20 protein-coding genes are annotated in these 23,981 nt (G+C 47.8%); 4 read left to right on the forward strand and 16 right to left on the reverse strand.

Translation table 11 applies throughout. The annotated features are described in order from the left end of the window. Positions 1 to 8 precede the first annotated feature (8 nt). From ACYQ2N_RS03070 to ACYQ2N_RS03110, 9 genes are all read right to left on the reverse strand, one after another. The gene (locus ACYQ2N_RS03070; protein ID WP_459997456.1) at positions 9 to 2,087 is read right to left on the reverse strand and encodes a sigma 54-interacting transcriptional regulator; all 2,079 of its coding nucleotides are present in this window, start codon (positions 2,085 to 2,087) and stop codon (positions 9 to 11) included. Between the two features lie 142 nt (positions 2,088 to 2,229). After that, positions 2,230 to 3,387 (reverse strand): acyl-CoA dehydrogenase family protein, encoded by a 1,158-nt coding sequence (locus ACYQ2N_RS03075; protein ID WP_459997457.1) that lies wholly within the window; start codon positions 3,385 to 3,387, stop codon positions 2,230 to 2,232. A gap of 68 nt (positions 3,388 to 3,455) precedes the next feature. After that, a complete protein-coding gene (locus ACYQ2N_RS03080; RefSeq protein WP_459997458.1) occupies positions 3,456 to 4,349 on the reverse strand; it encodes an enoyl-CoA hydratase/isomerase family protein in 894 nt (297 codons plus the stop codon). 85 nt (positions 4,350 to 4,434) lie between these two features. Continuing rightward, entirely contained in the window at positions 4,435 to 6,192 is a 1,758-nt protein-coding gene (locus tag ACYQ2N_RS03085) for an acyl-CoA carboxylase subunit beta (protein ID WP_459997459.1), read from the reverse strand. A gap of 73 nt (positions 6,193 to 6,265) precedes the next feature. Further along, complete coding sequence (locus ACYQ2N_RS03090) at positions 6,266 to 6,478, reverse strand: biotin/lipoyl-containing protein (RefSeq protein WP_459997460.1); 213 nt, start codon at positions 6,476 to 6,478, stop codon at positions 6,266 to 6,268. Positions 6,479 to 6,540: 62 nt separating this feature from the next. Further along, positions 6,541 to 7,662: a sodium ion-translocating decarboxylase subunit beta gene (locus ACYQ2N_RS03095; protein WP_459997461.1), complete on the reverse strand. Its 1,122-nt coding sequence runs from the start codon at positions 7,660 to 7,662 to the stop codon at positions 6,541 to 6,543. A 36-nt stretch (positions 7,663 to 7,698) separates the two neighbouring features. Next, positions 7,699 to 7,932: a hypothetical protein gene (locus ACYQ2N_RS03100; protein ID WP_459997462.1), complete on the reverse strand. Its 234-nt coding sequence runs from the start codon at positions 7,930 to 7,932 to the stop codon at positions 7,699 to 7,701. A gap of 367 nt (positions 7,933 to 8,299) precedes the next feature. Continuing rightward, on the reverse strand, positions 8,300 to 8,464 hold the full coding sequence (locus ACYQ2N_RS03105) for an OadG family protein (protein ID WP_459997463.1): 165 nt from the start codon (positions 8,462 to 8,464) through the stop codon (positions 8,300 to 8,302). After that, positions 8,465 to 9,589, reverse strand: coding sequence for a sodium ion-translocating decarboxylase subunit beta (locus ACYQ2N_RS03110; protein ID WP_459997464.1), 1,125 nt, complete (start codon positions 9,587 to 9,589; stop codon positions 8,465 to 8,467). Positions 9,590 to 9,994: 405 nt separating this feature from the next. On the opposite strand from ACYQ2N_RS03110, the gene ACYQ2N_RS03115 reads away from it, so the two are divergent. After that, a complete protein-coding gene (locus ACYQ2N_RS03115; RefSeq protein ID WP_459997465.1) occupies positions 9,995 to 10,204 on the forward strand; it encodes a biotin/lipoyl-containing protein in 210 nt (69 codons plus the stop codon). Positions 10,205 to 10,481: 277 nt separating this feature from the next. Beyond that, on the forward strand, positions 10,482 to 12,617 hold the full coding sequence (locus ACYQ2N_RS03120; RefSeq protein ID WP_459997466.1) for a sigma 54-interacting transcriptional regulator: 2,136 nt from the start codon (positions 10,482 to 10,484) through the stop codon (positions 12,615 to 12,617). Positions 12,618 to 12,668: 51 nt separating this feature from the next. Here the strand turns inward: ACYQ2N_RS03120 and ACYQ2N_RS03125 are convergent, their stop codons facing one another. The 3 genes from ACYQ2N_RS03125 to ACYQ2N_RS03135 form a co-directional block, all read right to left on the reverse strand. Then, positions 12,669 to 14,114 (reverse strand): MFS transporter, encoded by a 1,446-nt coding sequence (locus ACYQ2N_RS03125; RefSeq protein ID WP_459997467.1) that lies wholly within the window; start codon positions 14,112 to 14,114, stop codon positions 12,669 to 12,671. A gap of 14 nt (positions 14,115 to 14,128) precedes the next feature. Further along, a complete protein-coding gene (locus ACYQ2N_RS03130) occupies positions 14,129 to 15,808 on the reverse strand; it encodes a (2,3-dihydroxybenzoyl)adenylate synthase (protein WP_459997468.1) in 1,680 nt (559 codons plus the stop codon). A 409-nt stretch (positions 15,809 to 16,217) separates the two neighbouring features. After that, positions 16,218 to 18,041: a sigma-54 interaction domain-containing protein gene (locus tag ACYQ2N_RS03135; protein ID WP_459997469.1), complete on the reverse strand. Its 1,824-nt coding sequence runs from the start codon at positions 18,039 to 18,041 to the stop codon at positions 16,218 to 16,220. A 153-nt stretch (positions 18,042 to 18,194) separates the two neighbouring features. Here ACYQ2N_RS03135 and ACYQ2N_RS03140 point away from each other — a divergent pair, with 153 nt between their 5' ends. Beyond that, positions 18,195 to 18,347, forward strand: a complete 153-nt coding sequence (locus ACYQ2N_RS03140; protein WP_459997470.1) for a hypothetical protein — start codon at positions 18,195 to 18,197, stop codon at positions 18,345 to 18,347. Between the two features lie 205 nt (positions 18,348 to 18,552). Next, the gene (locus ACYQ2N_RS03145) at positions 18,553 to 20,328 is read left to right on the forward strand and encodes a reverse transcriptase/maturase family protein (protein WP_459997471.1); all 1,776 of its coding nucleotides are present in this window, start codon (positions 18,553 to 18,555) and stop codon (positions 20,326 to 20,328) included. A gap of 304 nt (positions 20,329 to 20,632) precedes the next feature. On the opposite strand, the gene ACYQ2N_RS03150 is transcribed toward ACYQ2N_RS03145, so the two are convergent. The 4 genes from ACYQ2N_RS03150 to ACYQ2N_RS03165 all read right to left on the reverse strand — a co-directional run bounded on the left by ACYQ2N_RS03150 (position 20,633) and on the right by ACYQ2N_RS03165 (position 23,810). Further along, positions 20,633 to 21,124, reverse strand: a complete 492-nt coding sequence (locus ACYQ2N_RS03150; protein WP_459997472.1) for an L-2-amino-thiazoline-4-carboxylic acid hydrolase — start codon at positions 21,122 to 21,124, stop codon at positions 20,633 to 20,635. Positions 21,125 to 21,145: 21 nt separating this feature from the next. Next, a complete protein-coding gene (locus ACYQ2N_RS03155) occupies positions 21,146 to 21,325 on the reverse strand; it encodes a hypothetical protein (RefSeq protein ID WP_459997473.1) in 180 nt (59 codons plus the stop codon). Next, positions 21,322 to 21,756 (reverse strand): hypothetical protein, encoded by a 435-nt coding sequence (locus ACYQ2N_RS03160; RefSeq protein ID WP_459997474.1) that lies wholly within the window; start codon positions 21,754 to 21,756, stop codon positions 21,322 to 21,324. The genes ACYQ2N_RS03155 and ACYQ2N_RS03160 overlap by 4 nt, the downstream gene beginning before the upstream one ends. 80 nt (positions 21,757 to 21,836) lie before the next feature. After that, the gene (locus ACYQ2N_RS03165) at positions 21,837 to 23,810 is read right to left on the reverse strand and encodes an oxidoreductase (RefSeq protein WP_459997475.1); all 1,974 of its coding nucleotides are present in this window, start codon (positions 23,808 to 23,810) and stop codon (positions 21,837 to 21,839) included. Positions 23,811 to 23,981: the final 171 nt, after the last annotated feature.

Genomic DNA, 23,981 nt, shown 5'->3' on the forward strand with positions numbered 1-23,981 from the left:
CGTCAAATTTAATCTGCATCCTTTAGTTTCTTTAACTTGCGTACCACGGTCGACTGGTTAACGCCCAAGGCTTCCGCCGCCTTGACCGTGGTCCCGTACATTTCCATCGCCAGGGAAACAAGCTGGTGCTCTACTTCATCAATGGCAGTCTTGAGTGGGATCACCCCCGCTACCGCGACCATACGCAACGGGTCTGGCTCTTTTTCATAGAGGACGTCATTTACTTCCTTGACCTTAATGACCTTGCCCTCAGCTGTAACTACCAGTCTTTCAATAACATTGGCCATTTCGCGTACATTCCCTGGCCACTTGTAATTATGCATTAGCTCGATTCCTTCGGCTGCCAATTCTTTTTCCAGGCTGTAGCGTTTGTTATTTTGTTTAAGGAAAAAATGAATAAGGGGAATAACATCTTCTTTGCGTTCCCTTAGTGGCGGAATCTTGATCGGAACAACATTCAAGCAGAAAAAGAGGTCTTCCCGAAAAGCTCCTTTGTCGACCAGCTCTTTCAGGGGTTGGCCCGCGCTGGCAATGATTCTTACATCAGCCGCAAGCGCTTTAGGCCCATTTTCTACGCTTAGCTCTTTATCCTGCAGTACCCGCAACAGCCTTGATTGCAGGCTTAAGGGCATCTGTTCGATTTCTTCTAGAAAAAGTGTGCCCATGTGGGCGCGCTCTAAAACACCGGCTTTCCTGCCCGAGCCGCTTTTAATACCGAAAATTTCCTGGGACAGCAATTCCTCAGGTACGGTGCCGCAATTAAGTTTCAGGAAAGGGGCATTTTTACGTTCACTGTGCTGGTGAATGAACCTGGCTATTTCTTCTTTGCCTACTCCTCTTTCTCCGATTAAAACTACCGGAGAATCTACTTTGCTCACGCGTTGAGCTAGATCTAAAACATTCTCCATTGCCTGGGAGCGCACAATAAGGTTGAATTCTGGGTCAATATTGTTTTTAAGCTGCACAATCTCAGACTGGTACTTTTCTGAAAGTTGCTTGCTCTCTTCTAAAGCTTCTCTGAGAATAAGAAGCTCACTCATGTCCCGGATATTAATGACGATTTTACCTATTTCCCCTTCCTCATCCAGCACGGGATTACCCGTAATAACTAAGGAGTGGTCAGCATAGGGCCTTTCCAGAATGTTTACCGGGCCTGACTCTTTTTTCACCATCTGAATGATATTGTTAGAGAAAAGTCCTTTGTCGACGAGATCCCGGAAATGCTTGCCCACCAGTTCAGCAGCGCCAATGCCCAAAATCCGCCCTACCGCAGGATTACAGCGCAGAATTTCCCCCTGATCGTCACAAATAATAATACCGTCATAGGAGGAGTCAACAATAGTCTTAAGTTGGTCGTTTAAGTGCCTGACACTGTACAGTTCCTGCAGGATCTTCTCGATCTCCGAAACATCCTGGAAAACTCCTACCGCTCCAATAACTTCCCCGTTTTTGAGGATCGGTGTCCGGTTAGTGATGTATTGGCGCCTGCCCACCTGAAACTTAATCCCGAATGCCGGTACCCCACTGCGTACTACTTCTAAAAGTCCGGTGGGGATGATAACGTCAGTCAGGAACTTGCCTACGGCTTCTGCGCGCGTCGAACGCGTGGGTTTCTCGGCGGCAGGGTTAAGAGAGGTAATAATCCCCTGTTTGTTAACCGCTAGGATCCCGTTATGGGCCGAATCAAATACAGCCTCAAGTTCCTGACGCCTAAGCTCTGAATGTTGGAATAAGGCCAAACCCAGGTGATATTTGGACACCACACCCGTGATTTCATCTTGGCTGTTTAACACAGGGTAAAGTTCAAAAGGCAAATCCCAAACTTCTTCTACTAGGGTATCTTCCTTAAGGGGGACAAAACGAGTGGTAAGGTAATTAACGGCCTTATCAGCTGCCGCTACCGCGTCCAAGCCCTTTTCCAAGATCTGATCCTTGCTTACCATACCTTGAATATGACCTTGTTCAGTCAAAAGGGGCAGTCCGGGCACTTTCTTCTCTCTCATTAAGGCCAGCGCATCTTCAATGGTATTGTGAGCATAAAGGCAGATTGACAGGCGTGTCATCACCTGTCCGACGCGTAATTGCATGTGAAATCCCCCCTTAGGATGTAAACATACTTTCCAAAAAGTTAAGCAAAGGGCAAAGAAGGCAGCATGCACTCTCTACCTAGGTTGGAAGCCTGCCCTCTTTGCCCGCTTTCAGTGAATTGGGTGCAAGTTTTTAGAATGCTTAGCGGTTTATTGTTTCTCCGAGTACCATGCCGGAGATAATGAGTTTTTGAATGTTAGAGGTTCCTTCAACAACTTGGAAGGACTTCGCATCGCGCAGGTAGCGCTCAGCCGGATATTCAGAGGAATAACCATAGGAACCGAGGATCTTCATGGCTTCGTTGGCGATATGCACGGCAGACTCAGCTGAGAAATATTTGCCCATTGAAGTCTCGTACTGGTTCGGCAGGCCTTGGTCTTTGAGCCAGGCAGCGCGGTAAACCAGAAGCTGAGAAGCTTCATGCTCAGCAGCCATTTCCGCAATGGAAGCTTTAATCATTTGGAAGGAAGAGATTTTCACTCCAAACTGAGTGCGCTCATTGGCATAGCTAACGGCTGCATCAAGTGCTGCACCGGCAACCCCGAGCGCTCCGGCTGCGCAGCTTATCCGGGTGTTGTTAAGCTGCCACATACAGATCTTGAAGCCGTCCCCAACTTCCCCCAACACAGCATCTTTCGGAACTTTAACACTGTCAAAGGAAATCTCACCAGTAGGAGCGTTAGCTAAACCCATTTTCGTGGTGATATCGCGAACCGTCGCACCTTCGGATTCTTTTAAGTTCACGATGAAACAAGTCATCCCTTTATGCTTTTTCTCGCGGTCAGTGTAAGCATAGACCAGGCCATAATCAGCATAGGCCGCTTGCGAGATCCACATTTTCTGTCCATTAATTTCCCAGTGGTCCCCTTTGTCAGTAGCAGTTGTCCTCATGCTGGCAACGTCGGAACCGCTGTTAGGCTCAGTAATGGCGAAGTAGCCAAGCTTTTCTCCGCTGACCCAGCCCGGGATATATTTGGCTTTTTGCTCAGGCGTGCCAAACTTATTTACGGTAAGGGACGGTCCGATATTTTGCATATTGAGGGGCAGACGCCAGGAAGCGTTAACTTTAGCGAGCTGCTCAGCAATCATCACAGACTCCAAAATCCCAAAACCATTGCCGCCGTACTCTTCAGGCAGACCGCAGCCCAGGAAGCCGGCGTCTCCCATTTTTTTCACAATCTCCGGACGGAAAGTATGATTTTTGAGGTCTTCTTCCATCGTCGGAATGATTTCTTTTTCAGCAAACTTGCGCGCCGCGTCTTGCAGCATTCTTTGCTCTTCGGTTAATTCAAAATTCATCTTGTTTTTCCTCTCCTTTACTGATTAGACCGGTAGCTTTGCATACCCTCTCACATCAGGTTTTACTCTTAGTTGCCGCGAAAATTGGGTTTGCGTTTCTCTTGCATCGCTGATACCGCTTCCCGGTGGTCCGCCATTTCTGTGACAATCGCCATATGCGAGGATATTAAATCAAGAGCAGTGTGCAAATCCTGAGTACGTTGGGCCGAATAAACAGCCCTTTTAATCATCTGCACGCATACCGGGGGAGATTCAGCTATTCTAAGTGCAGTCTCCAGCGTAGTCTGAAGCAAGTCTTCATCAGGGACAACTTTATTCACTAAACCAAGCCTCTCCGCTTCAGAAGCGGTGATAAAATCGCCGGTCCACATCAGCTCTAGGGTCTTGGCCACGCCCACGAGCCGCGGCATAAAGTACGCGCCGCCATCGCCTGGCACCAAGCCTGCTTTGACATATCCACTGGAAAGCTTGACACCCTCGGCTGCAATCCTGATGTCACACATTAAGGCCATGTCGAGCCCGGCTCCAACTGCTACTCCATTAATACCACAGACCACAGGCTTATCCATGTTTTCGAGAGTCAGGGCAATTTTGTGTACATACTCAGTCAAAGCCCTCTTGCGGTCGAGTGCCTGGCTGCCCCACGCATCCCCATGTTCATCGTCGGCCATAAAGCCATGGCCGCTAAGCATAGTCTTGGTGTCCCCACCGGCGCAGAAGGCCTTGCCCTTGGCGGTAACCACGATAACCCTGATAGCGGGATCATCTTGGGCATCCTGCAGAGCCTTGGCCCAGCCCTTGATCATGGGCAGGGAGAACGCATTTAATGTTTCCGGTCGGTTGAGGGTAATCTTGGCCAGATAACCCTCTTTTTCATAAATTAAGTGATTCTTGGCAATTTGGGTGATAATCTTCTCTGTTGTGACTTTGAAGTTAGACTTCAAACAAGCTTGCCTTCCCATGATGCATCTCCTCCAGACTCCTACAAAAACATGCTCTACCCCTCGCAGGCACATTGGCTGTGTTTGCAGCTACATTAATTTCTTATTACCCTTTAATTATCCGGGGCAGGATCATTTGATGAACCGGAGTGATTGATTTTGGATTTTGGTAGTTGGCATCGGCGAAAGCTACCAGGTATTGGCGCAGGTCAGGCAAGGACACAATTTCATCCACAAAGCCGCGCTTGCCGCAGTAGACAGGCCTGGACTTGTCTTCATAGTCTTTGACCATTTGATTCATTTTCTCAATCACAGGCTCCAAATCCCGTCCTGCTTCTTGCTCTTTGACCAGGCGACGGGCATAGGAAGCTGCTGCGGCTGTTTCACCGTGCATGACATAGATTTCCGTGAGCGGAGTTCCCAAAGTAAACGCATTGTTCTCATTGGCCTGCGGACCGCCCATGATATAGTGAGCTGCTGCCGAGCCTTTTCTAAGGACAACGCACATCATGGAAATATCGGTCTTTTCAATGGAATAAATCAAGCTTTGGCCGAGGGCCAGGAGTTCAGCTTTTTCCGCTAAATCTCCGACATCGATTCCAGTGGTGTCTTGGAGCCAGATAATCGGAAGGTTGTCGCGGCCGCAGAAGGTTACAAACTCATTTTGCTTGATCAATCCTTGACGGTAATGCTTGCCACCGACTCCGGCATAGGCGCCGTCCGCATACTCCGGATATTTCGGGAAAATCCCTTGGCGGTTGCCGATGATGCCAACCGGGAACCCGTCAACTTTAGCAACCCCCGTAAATACTTCCGGCCCGTAGTCCGGACGGTATTCCATGAACTCGCTGTTGTCAACCAAGCGCGCGACCACTTGCATCACGTCATACGGACGCTTTTGGTTGGCAGCGACAATGCGGTCGATTTCTTCCGGTGCATATTTGGGCGCTGCGGGCTCAGCTACGCGGAAAAACTTGGGATCATAAGCGGGAAGCGTGCGCATGTAATCTTTGATCCCGTCCAGAACCCCTTCTTCAGTGTCGTGAACTTCACGGAAATAGGCAGTCTCGTCAAAGTGAGTCTCAACCCGTCCCGGAGCTTTTGCTTTAAAGCCCTTGGTGGCGTCAATAAGCTGTTGGGCAGCTTCCCCGTCAAAATACCCTTTGGGGTTCATGCCGCCTACGATCCCGGCACCGCCCACGGCAATGTTGGCATCTTTGTGAGCCAGGAGAATAGTCGGGCTGATTCCCTGATAACCGCCGCCGGCCGGGTTCGTGCCATAAATGGCATTGAGAATCGGAATCCCCAATTTGTTTAACTCAGCATGGCGGAAGAAAGTGGTGCCACTGCTACGGCGGCCGGCATACACTTCCTCTTGCTCCATCAACTTGACGCCGCTGCAGTTTGTGATCCAGACCAGCGGGACATTTAACCTCTTAGCTAAATCCGTAACCTTAAGGATGTTTTCAGCTTGGCCGGCAATCCAGGCACCAGCCATTACTTTATTATCAAAGCCGATAATTACAGCCCATTTGCCTTCGATTTTACCAAGACCATCGACAACACCGGTACAGCCTTCTTCATTATCAACAGGGTTATAAAGCGTATGCAAAGGAAGCCACGTTCCAGGTTCCACTAAGTACTCAATCCGGTCATAAACTGTCATTTGCCCTTTCTTGCGAATCGAGTCAGCAGGGATCCCGGCGTTCTTGACCTGTTCAACTGCTTGAGTTATTATTTCCTCTTGTTCCTTAATGAGCTTGACATTTTCTTCAGTACGCCTGACTTCAGCCTCACTCAGAGCCTTGCCGATTTCCGGCATCGTCTCAAAATACGGACGCAATGGGGTCTGTTTTCTTGCCATCATTAACCACTCCTCTCCTAAAACTGGAAAGTTGCCCCCACGGGGCTATGTATTCACGCGGGGGCTGTGACCACTATTCAATAACAATCAGAACCTGTTCTTCGCTGACAGCGTCCCCTTCTTTAACCTTGATCTCTTTAACTGTACCATTATCAGAGGCATAAATAGGAGTTTCCATTTTCATAGCTTCGAGGACAATAATCTCGTCATCAATTTGTACTTTATCCCCAACTTGAACATTGATCTTGAAAACTTTGCCCTCCATCGGAGCGTTAACACTGGTCATGTAATCACCTCCTCTCAAAACTCAAGTATACCCTATTCGTTAATGTTCATTGCAATCCTTCCTTACTTTCCGAGGAAGGTAAGCATTACCGAGGCTGCAATCAAAGTTCCGATAACACCGGCTACATTCGGGCCCATAGCGTGCATGATCAGGTAGTTTTGACGGTTGGCTTCCGCCGCCACTTTATGAGCAACACGGGCGGCCATGGGCACAGCCGATACACCGGCGGCACCGATGAGGGGATTTATTTTCTCTTTAAGGAACAAGTTCATAAGTTTAGCCAATAGCACTCCGGAAGCTGTGCTGACAGAGAAAGCGATCAGCCCCAACACGAAAATAAAGATAACCTGTTTTTGTAAGAAGACTTCAGCAGTCATGGTAGCCCCTACCGAGATTCCCAAGAAAATCGTCACAATGTTCATCAGCTCATTCTGGGAAGCCTTGGTCAGCCTTTCAACCACGCCCGACTCCTTGAACAAGTTCCCGAGCATGAACATCGCCATCAACGCAGCAGACGGTGGTACGATCATCATGATTAAAATTGCTGTCACAATCGGGAAAATAATCTTTTCCATTTTGCTTACCGGACGCAGCTTGCGCATCACGATTTTGCGCTCAGCTTCTGTAGTTAAAAGCTTCATTATCGGGGGCTGCACAATCGGCACCAACGCCATGTAGGAGTAGGCAGCCACGGCGACCGGTCCTAGGAGATAAGGTGCCAGGTGCGAAGTTAAGTAAATGGTAGTCGGGCCGTCTGCACCGCCAATGATGGCGATCGAAGCCGCTTCATTCATGTTGAATCCAAACAAGAGTGCTGCAAAAAAGGTTACGTACACTCCTACTTGAGCGCCCCCGCCCAAGAGCAGGGTTTTCGGGTTGGCAATCACAGGCCCGAAATCCGTCATTGCTCCTAAACCGAGGAAGATAAGAGGAGGGATGATTTCCCATTCCACTCCATAATGATAAAAACGCCATATAAGTCCAACATTTGGTTCCATTAAAAAGGTTAAGGGTAAATTAACAACGAGAATTCCAAACGCTATCGGCAATAACAAAAGCGGCTCATACTGCTTTTTAATGGCGAGATACATAAGTACAAAAGCGATAGCCCACATGACAAGATTGCCCCAAGTCAAGTGGACAAAACCGCTGTTAATGATGAGATCCTCAAATACTTTGAACATGTTACGTCTACTCCTCCCTCTCCGTTTAACGAAATGTTATACTTTGGTAGCAGTATCTTTCTGCTTGCCCTCAATGGCTCGTACAACCGCAGAAGTAGCCATAACTGAAATCTGCAGTAATCCCATGACGAGCATAACCACGATTACCCCGTTAATAAAAATCTGGACTGCTAAGCCCCAATCTACCATTACAAAATTCACTCCCCTTTCCGAGCAGTTGCTCAGCCCGAGCGTACTATGCATTTTCGCATAACCCTTGCTCTGTTGCATTTTATTTTATTACTCTCTGTCGTTTAGTTTACATGGTTTCGTTGAAAGATTCAGCATATTTTCGGCGAGCGGTCGATTTTAGCCCGCTAACTGTATATTTTTTTCCTTGAACTGCAATTCATTTGTCTCAAGTATTTCTGTTTAGCACCTTTTTTTATCTGCAACACTGCATAAAGGGATAATTAGTAATTCTGCACGGCCCTTATAATTCCTGTTGTACGGAATCAGATATAACCGAAAAGTAAACATTATGCGAAAATGCATACTGTTGGGATATACTAAATAGATTTGAATTTACCGCTGCCAAGCATGCAAACAGCCCGCAAGCACTCGCTTACGGGCTGTTTAATTTTCCCCATTATCTTGATTATGCACTCTTTTTGCTATCGTCTGGAGTATTCGGAAACTTATTGCTAATAAAACCAAGTCCTTTGATAAGAAAACTGATTCCCCAAAGCACGAAGAAACAAGCAACAAAATCAAATACACTTAACACAAGCGCGCCTGAAAGAGTATCCGGAATAATTGCCATTTAAAATACCCCCAATAAAGTAAGCATAATGCCGCCTGCTACTGCAGTCCCTAAGACACCTGCCAGATTTGGTCCCATGGCATGCATGATTAAAAAATTGCGTTTATTATATTGCAATCCAACATTATGAGATACGCGGGCTGCCATTGGCACCGCTGCAATACCTGCGGAGCCGATTAGCGGGTTAATTTTTCCTCGGCTCATCTTGGACATCAGCCGCGCCCACAAGATACCGCTGGCTGTACCAATACAAAAAGCAATCAGTCCAAGGGTAACAATTTTCAGGGTCTGTAAATTTACGAAGTTTTCCGCACTCATGGTTGATCCTATGGCAACCGCAATAAAGACGGTAATGACATCTAAAAAAACTCCTCCTATTGTGTTGGAAATCCTCTCCATAACACCCGATTCCCTTATTAGATTGCCCAACATCAAGCAGGAAATTAAGGGTGCAATGGGCGGGAGTAAGACCAAGACAATTAAAATCATCATGATGGGGAACATGATTTTCTCTCGCTGAGAAACAGGCCTCATTTTGGCCATGGCAATTTTTCTCTCTTCCAAAGGAACCAAGGCTTTCATAATGGGTGGCTGAATGAGGGGAAGCAATGCCATATATGAGTATGCGGCGACTGCTATCGGGCCAAGCAAATGCGGAGCCAGTTTAGTCGCCACATAGATGGCCATGGGCCCATCCGCCCCTCCGATAATCCCGATCGCACTGGCCTCAGCGATGCTAAAACCCAAAAGCTTGGCTCCAATTAAGGCGATAAATATGCCCAGATGGGCGGCAGCCCCCAGGATGATCGTACTCGGATTGGCAATTAACGGTCCGAAGTCCGTCATTGCCCCCACTCCCAAAAATATTAAGGGCGGGTAAATCACGGATGCGATACCCTGGTAGTTAAAAAACAAAAGCCCCCCAGGAGCCATTAAACCTGTACCCGGAATATTTACTAAGATACACCCGATCCCCAGGGGCACTAACAGGAATGGCTCAAACTTCTTTACGATTCCGAACCATATAAATAACATTCCCACTAATAACATGATTATATGGGCAGGTGTGAAGTGGGCAAGTCCTGTTCCTTGCCCCATAGCTTTAAGCATGCTTACGATTTCCATAACCTTCTCCTTTCAATTGGCCTGTCCTCTTCGACAACGACAATTGCTTGATAAGCAATTGTCATGCCAATCATCAGAAGCCGCGAGTATTCACTCAGAAGATAGGTTATGATTCTAAGTTACCGGTTGCAACGGTGTCTGTAGCCATAAAGTTGTAGGGAATGTCGTACAGTTGTCTGAAGAACCAGACAGTTTCCCTGTCACCCTCATAGAAATCTGACGTTCAGGAATGCTAAATCCTCTATTTTCTTTGCGGCATTAGCAATTGCCAAAACGCCTATGATATTATTAATATTTTGTCGAATTATGTGGCATGGTTTTTGCATCACAAGGTAGAGGTCACAGTTGAGAGGGGTGAAATTGGCCTGCGTTTTCAGGAAAAATTAATACGAGGAGGTATGTATAATGGCAAATTTAGATAGTCCTATAGCCGGCAAGATAGTAAAAATCAACATTAATGTGGGGCAAAAAGTTACCGAAGATGATGAATTATTCATGCTAGAAGCTATGAAGATGGAAAACCCAGTATTTGGTGATGCGGGGACAGTGAAAGAGATTTATGTCAAGATCGGCGAGCAGGTGCAAGAAGGGGATGTCTTGGCAGTCATTGAATAAGAAGCCATAGTTTTTCGTCTCCCTACAAGCTCTCATTCTGCCTAAACACATAGGCCACTTCCTTATGCGCACCGGATGCGGTGAACATAAGCAGGTGGCACTTTTATTTCTGGAACAATGAAAAGGATTTAGCAGCGACGATGTCGAATTATTGTACAATAGATAATAATGAAACAACTTACAGTAAAAATTTTGAGTAACCAGGCTCATGCAAAGTCGTTCGCTTTATAATAGTTTAGCAGAGAACCGATATGATCTGAGGGAAGGGAAAGGAAAAATGGCTGTTCCCAATGCCTTGAATGCTGCTTCAGGAATAACTGTCAAGCAAATGATGAATAGGCAATTTCGGGTTCTTCATTTGAATGATACCCTGCGGACTGTGATCCAGTATTACCATGAATATAAATTGAATACGCTGCCTGTCGTTGATGAAAATGAAAACCTTATTGGTGTCTTTCCCAAAAAAAGATTATACAAGGCATTGTTAGATGGTTCCGGCTTAAATGATCCGTGTAATCCTTACATTGTTTATAATCCCGTTTTTGTATCTTCTGAACTGACCTACGATGAAATTTCCCTCGTGGTGAGAATAGGAAGAAGCCAAGTTGACTACGTGGTTGTCGTTGATCTTTCGGGCAAAGTCGTTGGAATGATTGGCACGGGAGAATATCTGCGGGAAAGTCTAAACGTGATTATGACCTCATCTGCCCTTCTCGAGTCCCTGTTTCGTGTGAATTACGAAGGTCTCATCATTATAGACAGAGATGGATATGTTTTGCGCATTAATCCTGCCGCCGAAAGAATGTTCGGACTAAGTCTGCCGGGCATAAAGGGAATGCACCTAAAAGAGATTCTTCCCGAGATCACCATTTCAAGTAAGCGCCGCTTGGGAATCAAACAAACGGTGAAATCGGTTCCTGTCATTGTCAACCAGGTGCCGATCCTTGAGGGCGATGTACAAATAGGTACAAGTATTGCGCTCCTGGACATCTCGGACGTGGAAAAAATTGCGCAAGAACTAGAAATGGTGAAAGAGTTGCAGACCACTCTCAGCGGAGTTCTCAGTGCCTCCTCTGATGGTGTGTTTGTGTCGGACATTTCAGGGACCGTTAGATATGTCAATGAGAGGGCCAGTCAACTGATGAGGGAAACCCCCGAAACGATCACCGGCAGGCCTTTGGAAATGTTTCTCCCAACTAATAGTCCTGCTCAGGTCGCTGTTTCCGGCATAGCTGAAGTTGACGGTTGTAATATTAATGGCAGAAATTGTATCGTTTCGCACATTCCTATTAAAAAAGAAGAAAACGACGGGATAGAAATCACCGGCGTTGTGAGTACCGTATACCTTGATGATAATGTTCTAACTGAGGAAATTGCCCGAAAATGGTTCTCGCTCAGTCAACAAGTACAATATTACCGTAATGAACTTGAAAAACGGGGCGGTGAAATCAGTAGTTTCGATCACATCATCTCCAATAATCCCGAGTTCAACAAGATGAAAAAAGATGCTCAACGTATTGCCCGAAGCAGTTCAACTGTTCTTTTAACCGGGGAAAGTGGAGTTGGCAAGAACATCTTTGCCCGTGCCATTCATACCGAGAGTCCCAGAGCAAAACGTCCCTTTATAAAAGTAAATTGTGCGGCCATTCCCGAAAGCTTGTTAGAATCTGAATTATTCGGCTATGCCCCAGGTTCATTTACCGGTGCGTCCAAGAAGGGAAAGCCCGGTTATTTTGAGCGAGCTCACGGGGGAACCATTCTGCTCGATGAAATTGGCGAAATGCCACTGTCTGTCCAGGTTAAGATATTGCACGTGTTACAGGAGAAAGAATTCATTCGCGTGGGTGGACAAAACATTCAGGAGGTCGATGTTCGGATCATTGCTGCCACTAATCGGGATTTACGGAAAGCGATCGCCAAAGGGACTTTTAGAGAGGATCTTTTTTATCGTCTCAATGTCATCGAATTCTACCTGCCTTCACTGAGAGATCGCTCTGAAGATATTCTGATTTTAGCTGAATCGTTCATCAAAAAATACAACCAGATTTTAGGGTCGAAGATAACGGGCATCAATCAACAGGCTAAAAGAGCCTTGGAGTATTATTCTTGGCCGGGAAATATCCGAGAACTTGAAAACGCCATTGAGCGTGCTGCCAATTATGTTTGGGAAGGGGAAATCGGCATAGAAGATCTTCCTGCCCAGATCTTTCAATGTGAGCAGGAAGCCATGGAAGCAACGGAAACAATCAAACCGATGGATCCCACTTCCTATCGTCGCACCTTAAGTGATGTCGATAAGGAAATGCTGTTAGAAGCTCTAAGAAAAGCTAACGGAAATAAAAGTGCAGCCGCCCGCTTGCTGAAAATAAGCAGATCAACTTTTTATGATAAATTGGTCAAATATGAAATTTAGATGTGACTGGGGAGTTGTCAGTAGCGCATGTTAGCTATGCAAAGTCAAGGTTTATTGAGGAGTTTCAAGCGTGGGTTGTGGTGCCACTTGAGCATCGGCTGCAACGGATAGCTTTTGATTAATCGTTTCTAAGCCTTCCCCTTTAACGTTAATCCTGTAAAGCAATACCAGGGCAGCGCACAGAAAGGCGGGGATGGAGAAAATCAGGAAGTATTGGCCAAAGCTAAAGTTTCCCATCTGGATCAGCCCTCCTAAAAGCGGGCCGATAATCGAACCGAGACGGCCAATTGTTAGTGCCCAGCCAACACCGCTCGATCTTACTTGAGTAGGATAAATCTCTCCGGTTATGACGTGTTGCGCAATTTGTGTGCCAATGATAAATACTCCGGTGGCAGCTCCGGCTAAGAGTAGGAGGAGATTAGACGTGGCAAAGGCAAAGACCCATAAGGCCAGCCCTCCTAAGAAATAGAAAAGGCTCAACCCTGCTTTCCGTCCGAACCTGTCCATAACCCATCCTAAGAGGAAGCCGCCCGCGGTGGCTCCTAGGGACTGAATCATGCCATAGCTGTAGCTCTTGACTAAGGAAAATCCCGACTTTACCAACAATGATGGCAGCCAGCTGGCGAGACCATAAATCACCAGTAAATTGAAGAAGTAGGTCAACCAGACCAAAACAGTCATCCAACGCAGCCCCGGGCTGAAAAGCACCTTCAAACCGCCCAGGGCGTGTAAACCGTCCCCGGATTTCGATCCGTCTGCAGCTTTCACGGCACCGGTTGCTCCACTCTCTGTGAAATCTTGCTCCCTCCATGTGCGCGGAGATATTCCTGCCATCCTCTCAATCTTCTGCATGTTGGAGATTGCTTCCGCATAGCGCCCTTTATGACTGAGAAAGCGGACGGATTCAGGCAAGTATATGGCTATGACTGGAATTATCAGAACCGGCAGCAAACCCATCAGAAGCAAAGGCCTCCATCCAAAAGACGGGATCACCAACATTGCCATCAGCCCGGCTACCGCCCATCCCAGCGTGAATCCCCCAAACATCCCGGTCACTGCTTTGGCCCTGATTTTAGCCGGCGCAAACTCAGAAACCAAAGTTATAGCGATTGGCATCGCTCCACCCATGCCAAGACCGGCTAAAAAACGCAAAGTGACAAAAGCCTTGAAATTAGGGGCAAAGAAAGTTAACCCACTAAACAGGGAAAAAATCCCAATTGACAACATTAAGCTCTTTTTGCGACCGATCCGATCAGAAATCATCCCAAAACCGGCTGCGCCGATCATCAGCCCCAAGAAACCATAGGAAGCCAGCGACCCCGCTACCACCGGGCTAAGGTGCCATTCTCCAAGAACTTTAGGCATAATATACGCTATTATCTGCGAATCATAACCGTCAAATATTAAAGCAGAACCAGTAATCAGTAGCAGCAGAACATGAAAACGGTTGAACTTTTGCTCATCAAACCAATGATTGGCTTTAATGCTTTGTGACATAAAATATTCCTCCCTTAGCCTATCTTCTTGTTCTCCTGCTCGAGCTTAGCGGTAATATCTTCCCGAAGGAGCCTTCTCAAGATTTTCCCGGCTGGACTTAAGGGAAACTCTTTAACTATTTCTACCCTTTCCGGGAGCTTAAATTTAGCGATATTTTGCTCTTTCAGAAAATCAATAAGTTCTGCAAAAGAAATTTTTTCTCCCGCTCTTGGCATCACATAGGCACAAGCTCTTTCCCCGAACACTTCATCAGGCATCGCGATTAAGGCCACGTTGTGCACTTTAGGATGACGCAAGATTAAGCTTTCCACTTCATCACAGCTGATTTTTTCCCCTCCTCTGTTAATCAGATCATTCTTGCGTCCTTCAGTAAAGAGATAGCGTCCTTGCTTCTTGACCACATCCCCGGTTCGGTAATACCCTTCGGCAGTAAATGCTTTCATATTCGTTTCAGGCAAGTTGTAATATCCTCGGATCGTATAAGGCCCGCGGCAAATAAGTTCACCGCTTTCCCCGTCAGGTACTTCATTACCCTCACTGTCTATGATCTTGATTTCATCATCAGGGCAAATAGGAGATCCTGAGCTGTTAAACAAAAGTTCCTCACTGTCATCGAGGCGAGTCAGGTTCAAAAGACCCTCAGCCGTCCCAAATACCTCCTGCGGGATACAGCCGAATTTTTCCTTCAGACGCCTTCTAAGTTCAGGGGCAAGCTTAGCGCCGCCGTTTTGCACGACTTGGAGGGACTCAAGGTTATAGAGCTCGGGCACAGGGGAGTTCACCCAGCGCGCAATCAAAGGTACGGCTGCCGGAATGATCGTTGCTTTTTCCTTTTCCACTAACGAAAAGACTGTTTCTGCATCGAGATCAGGGGCAATTACTACCCTGCCGCCATAAGCTAACGTGGCAAGAATGCCTGGGGAACCGAGAGAATAGTTGTGCCCAAGCGGCAACACAGCTAAAAATACTGCCTTTTCGTTCATGCCTGCCACACGTCCACTCTGCTGGAAATTATATACATAATCATTGTGGGTGCGCGGAATCAGTTTGGAGAGAGCCGTAGTTCCCCCTGATAACAGCATCAGCGCGACTTCAGCAGGATCAGGCTTATACTTGTCCAGATGGCCCGGTTCATATCTTTCCTCAATGGGCTGAATCAAAAGGTCGCTAAGGTATATCGTTCCTCCGGCCTCTGACACCGCTCGTTCCGAACCACTCTCCCCGGCCACAAACACATACTTTAAGCTTTCTACTTCTGCTTTCATCTCCTCAGCCATGGCCAGGTAGTTAAACTTGCGATATTCAGCCGCAATAAAGTAACCAACGGCACCCGAACTTCTAAGGAAATGCCTAATTTCCGCCTGGCGGTGCGGAGCCAAAGCCATCACCGGGATCACTCCGATTTTTACAAGCGCTAAAAAGGTATAAATGAACTCAGGAGCATTGGGGAGTTGGAGGACAACTCTGTCCTGCGGCTTCAACCCAGCCTCCAAGAGATGGAGAGCCATGCGGTTAATCCTCTGACCCAGCTCTCTGTAGCTTAGCCGCAAATCTCCATAAACTAGCGCTTCCTTGTCCCCAAAATTGGCTATTGAAGCATCCAAGACATCCGAAATCGTTAAATCCTGCCAATACCCTTGCGCCCGATAGTGCTGTACCAAGTCCTGCGGCCATGGTGTGCACCCTTCTAACATCAAATCTCCTCCTTTGTGAGTTTTTACTTGCTGTTGCTGAGTTCTTTATGTCTCTTGAGCCACTTCTCTTTGCTACTTCTCAATTGCCCCCTTACTTCATTGAAGTTTCACTTTTCCTGATTTTCTGTAAATTGCAAAAACAGTGCCTGAGCGGGCACTGTTCAATGAGCTAAGACATAAGAAACCCATATAAATTTGCTATATGCTTCTTCAATGGATTAAAGGCAGCTTATACAAGTTAAGCGGTTACTTTTCGTTCTTGGTTGGGAGGAGGCCAAAAGCTTTAACGCCGGTGATGTCAACTTATTAACATGCGATGACCTCAAACGCACGCCCGTAAAGCCCCTTTACACTCGCTTGATTCCAGCGTTGGAAACTTAGGTTGCCGTTTGCCAGAAATTCTGGAAACTTATGCTTCCGGATGGCAAGAATGGTTTCCAATTTGGTGGCGGTATTTTCTAAGCTTCTTGAGCACTGCCGTATGTGAAATACCCAGAGCCCGCCCGATACTGCGTGAGTCTTTATATTTGCGCAGAGCCTGGGACAGCAATTCTAATTCTGTCCGGGCCAAGGCATCTTTGAGTTTAGGCAGTTCGTCCGTGGGCGTGGATGGAGGCATTCCCACCCCCGGTTCAGTCTCAGAGCGGACGAGCTCATGTTGAGCCACAGACATGGGCAACTCAGCCTGGCCGGCAAACCACGAAGGAGGAGTCAATCTCTCACCCGGGCTCAGCAAAACCAGCCTTTCCAAAATATTTGCCAGTTCCCGTATATTTCCCGGCCAGTCATACTCAGTGAATCTCTGCATCAACTCCGGAGAAACTGTTTTCACTGTTCCGTATTTGCGATTAAATTTTTCAACGAAAAACTCTACCAGCACCGGAATATCCTCGATTCTCTGCCGCAAAGGGGGGATTGTCAGAGGCACAACATTGAGGCGGTAATACAAGTCCTGCCGGAACAGGCGCTCGCTCACCATGGCGCTGAGATCTTTATTGCTGGCTGCGATCAAACGCACATTGACGTTAATGTACTTCGTCCCGCCCAGCCTCATAAATTCCCCGTCCTGCAGGACGCGCAGAAACTTTCCTTGCAGTTCTAAGGGCAAATCCTCGATTTCATCCAGAAAAAGTGTCCCATCCTGGGCCAGTTCAAATAGTCCCGGTTTTCCTTCGCTGTTAGCCCCGGTAAAAGCCCCTTTGCTATACCCAAAAAGCTCTGATTCAAGCAAGTGTCCCGGCAATGCGCTGCAATTTACTTTAATAAAAGCACCTTTCCTCTGGCTCCAGATATGAATGAGTTTCGCAAAAACTTCCTTACCAACACCAGACTCCCCTTGAACCAAAACTGTGACGTCACTGGCGGCCACGCGCCGAATCATGTCGAGCAGCCTAAACATTTCAGGGTTTTGCGTAACCAAGCCGTGCGAACGCAGTTCTTCTTCCAACAGTTTATTAAACTGAGAACGCAACTGATCGCTTAGTTGGCGCGACTCATTTAGTTCCTCTTCCAGCTTGACCAGATCAGACATGTCCCGCACATTGGTTACGACCCTGATCACGTTCCCGTCATCGTCAAACACCGGCGTAGCGCTTACAATTACCTCTTTCCCAGTCTTAATCCTTTGAATCCCTGTAACTAACTTTTTTCCGACCCTAGCCCTTTTGGCTACTGCTTCGTAGGAGAAAATCTCTTTTTCATAAAGAGAATCAATTTTTTGACCCAAGAAATCTTCACGTGTCAAATCTGTAACTCTTAGTAGAGCCTGATTGATTTTCAGAACATTGCCCTCACCGTCAGTGATGATGATTCCGTCATAAGAAGACGCGAAAATCCCTTCAAGTTCCTTGTTAACCTTCTTAAACGATTCGAGCTCAGTTGAGATTTCTTCAAGCTCAGTAACATCCTGAAAAACCGTAACCGCCCCGACCACTTCCTGCCCTAATTCCCCCTCCGCAAAAATCGGCGTGCGGTTAACCACATAGGTCTTGTCCTTGTAAGAGAACTGTTTGCCATAGTCCCCGCGCCCGCTATTGATTATCTCCAACAATTTTGTTTCAGGCAGCAAGTTGCTAATCGGAGTCCCGACCACTTCCGGCCCAACTTCCAAAATTTTACGGGCAGCCGCATTGCAGACAATAACCTTCCCTGCAGCATCTACTGCTATAATTCCACTGTGGATACATTCAAACAAAGATAAAACTTGGTCAAGCGACAAGGAAGGTGCGGGCATAAAGTCTTCCTCCCTAAGTGCGCACGTTGTGCGCTTCATATACATTTCTCAGAAATCATCGCTCCTGCGTTGCGATGTAAGACAACCGACCCACCTCATGCGAAAGCCTCTGGGGGACAACAGCATGTCGGTAAAGTCAGGATTAGACAGCACTTGCTGTCGAGTAGCCTGGCGAGTCAGGCCATATATGGTAAAGCCTGTGGGCTGAATCCGGGTCCGTGGCTGTGGAACGCTGCCGGACGTAAAACACCGGTATCAATGGGTATACCCAATATATTAGGGATTGGATATAAGCAGGCCTGTTGACGCACCTGCGGTAAGCAGGGTAACGACCAACCGGATACCTACGTATGGAGATACTATATGAAGCTGTCAAACGTGACCTGCCTAAGTGCCGTTCTCGGCATATGGCAGAGAGCCCTAACAGTAGCCTAACGGCCTTCTGTAATGGAAGGCACCTGGTGAAGGGGGGCAGTATTCCAAGTTCCAATTTTGAGAGGAGTTGCTTTGAATGGAGCAATCAAAACTTGTGGAAAGATTGGAAGGTTATCGCCGTCGAAACAATGCCGACCATTGCTATGTTAACGGTGACCTTTACCGCTTGTTCTACAACAGAGACCTGTACATCATCGCTTACAACTCCGTCAAGTCCAACGACGGCGCGGAGACCTCCGGCGCTGATGGCACCTCCCTGCACGGCTTCGGCGAGGAATGGATTACGGAACTTATCGCTTCCATGCGTGACGAGTCCTACCAGCCTCAGCCAAACAGAACAACGATGATACCTAAACGCAATGGTAAAATGCGCAAGCTCAGCTTTCCAAACGGAAAGGACAAGCTCGTTCAGGAGGCAGTCCGCATTATCCTGGAGTGCATCTACGAACCTACCTTTTCGAACCTCTCGCACGGCTTCCGGCCAAAACGGTCTACCCAAAGCGCCATTGCCGAGGTGGAAACATGGAGAGGTACGATTTGGTGTATTGAGGGTGATATCTCCGCCTGCTTTGATGAAATTGACCATCGCACACTTGAAAAGATACTGCGGGAGCGTATCAGCGACGAACGCTTCATCCGGCTTATCAACAAGATACTCAAGGCTGGCTACTTCGACATGCAGCACGTTTACCATGGGACTAAGACCGGAAACGCCCAAGGCTCCTGCTGCAGTCCCATACTCTGCAACATCTATCTTGATAAGCTGGACAGATTTATGGAAAACATGATCGAGACAGACACCACAGGTGATTACCGCAGGCAAAACCCGGACTACGCCAAGGCAAGATACCAATACAAAAAGGCAGTCAGCAACGGCAGCGACCCGAAAACCATTAAGCACCTGAAGTGTAAAATGGAAAACCTCCCGTCCAGTGATAGATTCGACCCCAATTTCCGCAGAGTAAAGTACTTGAGATACGCTGATGACTTTCTGATTGGCCTGATTGCTCCTAAAGCTTATGCAGAGGACTTGAAGCGGAAAATCAAGGAGTTTCTGAAAAACGAACTCTGCCTGAGGTTGAGCGACGAGAAAACCAAAATCACGCATGCCGCTGATCATGACGTGACCTTTCTCGGATATATCATCCGCAAGGGCGCTGTCAAACACGGTAAATTTCAAAGCAACCCTTTTGACCCAGCCCTTCGTATCTACATGAATACGGAGGGCATCCTGAATAAGCTACGGGAAAATGGCATGTGCACAGGCAATGGCTATCCCATTGGTATCACTCGCCTCCTTAGAGAATCTCCGGAAGAAATCATCAAATACGGCAACCAGGTACTGCGTGGACTCCTGACAGGGCAGCGCGGCTGCGCCAATTTCTATGAGGGTGCGCGCATCCAATACATCGTGCATTTTTCCATAGCTAAAACTCTGGCGCGCAAATTCGACATCAGTATCAAGAAAGTGTTCGCCCGGTACGGCAGGGCTCTTATGGTCAATTACAAGAATGCAAAAGGTAAAGCCTGCTCAGTCAGTCTGGCACTGTACAAATCTTTTGCGAGACAAAAGGACTTCTTCGCTAATATCAAGTTGGCAGTTAAATCGTTCTTCTTCCTGCCCATGTACAACTTGATGGACCCGCTTGCCCGTGGCTGCTACATCTGCGGCAATCCGCACTACAATGTCAGCATGTATCACAGGAAAACGAAGAAGAAGCTCGATGAGCCCTATTCGCCGATTATTACTGTCATGCTGTCCATCAACCGGCGACAGATACCCCTTTGCGCGCACTGTTTTGCCGATGTCGAAGCCGACAGGTTTCAGCTTAATCAGCTAAAACGACGATGACCCATTTGGAATATGGAGAGCCGTATGCGGTGAAAGTCGCTTGTACGGTTCGGGAAGGGGCGGGTTACTTTGCTAATCCGCCTATTTCATATTTAGATTTCCTAATAAATTGGTAACTACTCAGGAGTCAGAATCCTTTTTATTTCGTTATGATCTAAGAAGAAGGCCATTGACGCTATTCAGATGCCAACGGCCACTTCCCACTTTTTATATTAGCCTCGCTTATCGACCGTGCCTTCCTACCCTAAGAACGCTGAAAGTATGAAGATATAACATCAAACTCCTATCGTACTTGGAGCCATGCTTATCCGTGTTTAGAATAGCGTCTGACACAAGCATTGTCCCCGGCGGCAAGGCAACTCTCCGTAAGTACGCGTAAATTGGGAGATATGACCTTAAGCGCTGTTCCAAACCAATGGTCACACCCGGACTGGCATTGTCCAGGGGCTCCGTAATCCTTAAATGAGTCAATCCAGGGACAGGCATCATGAATCAGCAAGTAGTCATCCCCATCTACCGCCATGCGCACCTGTTCGCCCATGACCTCACTCGCCCTCAGCATAGCCCTGACAACCTGTTCCAGGTTTTCCGTATCCCGGCCTCGCTTAAGATAACTTTCTCCGGTACCCTCTCCCACCAGTTCCCAAAAGCGAGTAATTAAACCTTCCGCTGCTTCTACACCGTATTTTTCTTCCACGACCTGGCGCCAGCGGTGAAAAAAGTCATGGGCAATAAAAATCATGGAGCGCCAGTCTTTCTCAAGCCTCTTGTAGGCTTCTTCTGTAGTAGGAGTCAACTCTTTTTACCTCCCTCTTTTTTACGGCCTAATCCCGCGTTCAGCGTAAAACTTCTCTAATTCCGCCTGGTATTCCGCAATATCTTCTTCTGTTACTTCACTTCCGCACTCATAGCAAGTATTTGTCAAACGATCATACCAACGGCAGCCGCAATTGTTACACGCAAGTTCAGGGGCACCGCTTGGATTGTAGAAAATCATCGGCAAGCCCCTTGAAATGGAAGACCTACTGTTTCAAGCAATTCCTCATACCCCAGGTCAAGCAACTGCCCCTGGCTCTTAAGCGCATAAAAGAGAATCTGTCCCGCACGGAGCCCCTGTTTCATTTCCGCAAGCAGACCTTGTTCTCCCTCAAGCAGGGGGCTGATTACTTCATCATCTGCTATAAACAGAAGGTCTGCTCCCGCATCCCCAAACCCGTTAAATTTCACGGCATCTGCTCTCATGCACTCCTCACGTACTTCCCATACGAGCATCTGCCCGCCGTTGTTAGCCATCGTTTTGTGAGAAATAACTCCGATGCGTGCTCCAGGGCTCAGGCCGGAAAACCCAGCCTGGGCCGAATCCAGCCTGCCCTGCCAGCTTTCATTATCTAGCAACACGCCACGCTCCATATCAAGGGTAGCTTCCATCTCTTAGCCTCCTTTTGTACGAATTAATTCGCATAACTGGATTCATTCTCAGCTCCGGCGAGATGCCTTGCATCCAAGGCTTAAATCCTGACTCCCAGACGGTAGCCCTCATGAATCGCCTGGGCCAGGCCGCGCGGAACCAGGACGTCCCCAGCGCCATGCAGTTCATCTACCATGAACTCGAACTCCTGGAACAGTTCCTGGTTGCCGCGGCGCGGTGACGCGGCGATGACGGTGTCAGCCTCGAGGAATGTTTCCTCTCCCTTGTCATTGATCACTGTGACGCCGCCGCCTCCAATTCTTTTAACCGTGGAATTAGTAAGCGCGGGAATTTTCAGTTCTTCAACCCAGGAGGTATGACGCCATTTCCAGGACGGGATGACATCCCCGGCCAGGCGCTTCTCTTTTTCCACGATCGTCACATCCAACCCTTGGTCCTTGAGAGATTCGGCCAAGGTTAGCCCGATTTTGCCGCCGCCTAAAATTACCACTTTCTGTCCGACTTGCACTTTGCCGGAGGCTACGTCCTGGGGATTGACCAAGAGTCCTTCCTCTTCCGGCACCGGGATGGCCTGCAAGTCTGCCCGGGCTCCAGCGGCAAGTACAGTCACGTCATACTGGTGGAGTATGCTGCGCATAAACTTAGGATTGACATCAATATTGTACTTAACCTCAATCCCAAGTTTGGCGATCATGGTCTTATAATAGGAAATTTGACTTTGCAAGTCCTCGCGGTTGGCCATGTCATGCGCTGCATAACCCAGCAGACTGCCCCCGATTTCCTCCCCTTTTTCAAAGATGGTCACCTCATGTCCCCGCTGAGTGGCAGCGATTGCACACTCCAGACCGGCGGGGCCGGCACCGACAACCATGATTTTCTTTTTAACAGCAGCCGGGGTAATGTGGTACTCGGGCTCAACTTCATGGCCCAGGGCGGGATTATTGGTGCACAAATACGGAAGGTCGCGAAAGAGCCTCGACAGACAATTCATACACCCTATGCAGCGTTTAGCCTCATCCAGACGGTCATCAGCCGCTTTATGCAAGAGTTCCGGGTCAGCAAGCATCGGACGGCACACTTCCCAGAAGTCAAACTCCCCATTCGCTATATTTTCATTGGCCATCACCGGATCGGGCAAACGCACGCCAAAAGCGATCGGTACCTCCGGCAAGAGCTGTTTCGCCCTGGCTGCCAAACGGTTCCAATATCCGGGAGGAACATCGCGTCCGATTGAGGATACGGGTGCTTCCTGCCAGCCAACCGTGACACTGATCATATCGACTCCGGCATCCCCGGCCATTTTCATCATTTCAAAACATTCATCTTCTGAGCTACCGCCCCATTTATCCATCAGTTCAGCACCGTTTAAACGCACGACCAAAGGATGATCATCCCCTTGGGCCTCTTTAATCGCGTAAATGAGTTCACGCATGAAGCGGCCCCTGTTTTCGAGCGAACCCCCATATTCGTCCGTGCGGCGATTGGTGAATTTGGAGTTGAAATTGGCCAGCAAGTAGCCCATAAAACTGGTGATTTCTGTACCGTCAAACCCGGCTTTAATCGACCTGCGGGCAGCCTCAGCATGCTGTTTGATCGTTTCTTTAATCTGCTCTTTGCTGATCTCGCGCGGCGGTCGGAAATGTGTCAAAGTCTGGGGCACCACCGAGGGCTGGATACAGTAGCCGAGGTCGATGCCGCCATAACGACCGGCATGGAGGATCTGTTGAATTGCTACTCCACCTTCATCGTGAATATAACCGGCGATCTTTTCAAACTGCGGCAAAAACTTATCATCGAAGAGGGCAATTTGCCTGAAATAAGCTTTGCCCTCACCCAAAGGATCGGAATAAGCGCCCTGATTCGTGATAATGCCGCAGCCGGTTCCGGCAATGACTTTGTCCCGGGCTAACTCCCGGTCCGTAATATAGCCGTCCCTCGTGTTGTAGTTGGAAACACAGCAGGCCCCGTACTTCACCCGGTTCTTCGTCTCATATTTGCCAATCTTCCCGGGTGCGAACAATGAACTTAACTTTTCTTCTCCTGGTTTTTTCATCTGAACACCTCCCAAAATAAATAACGACAATCTTCAATCAGTATAATCCCCGCATTTACGCATGCCATAAGATTAATAGCAAAAAGCATGCCGACTCCTGAACCAGCTTTACCGTACATTGTTTATTATTCCTGTTGCTAAAATGCAACAAGCTAGATGCTTTTATTCTAA

It is taken from the genome of Paradesulfitobacterium aromaticivorans, assembly GCF_054657415.1.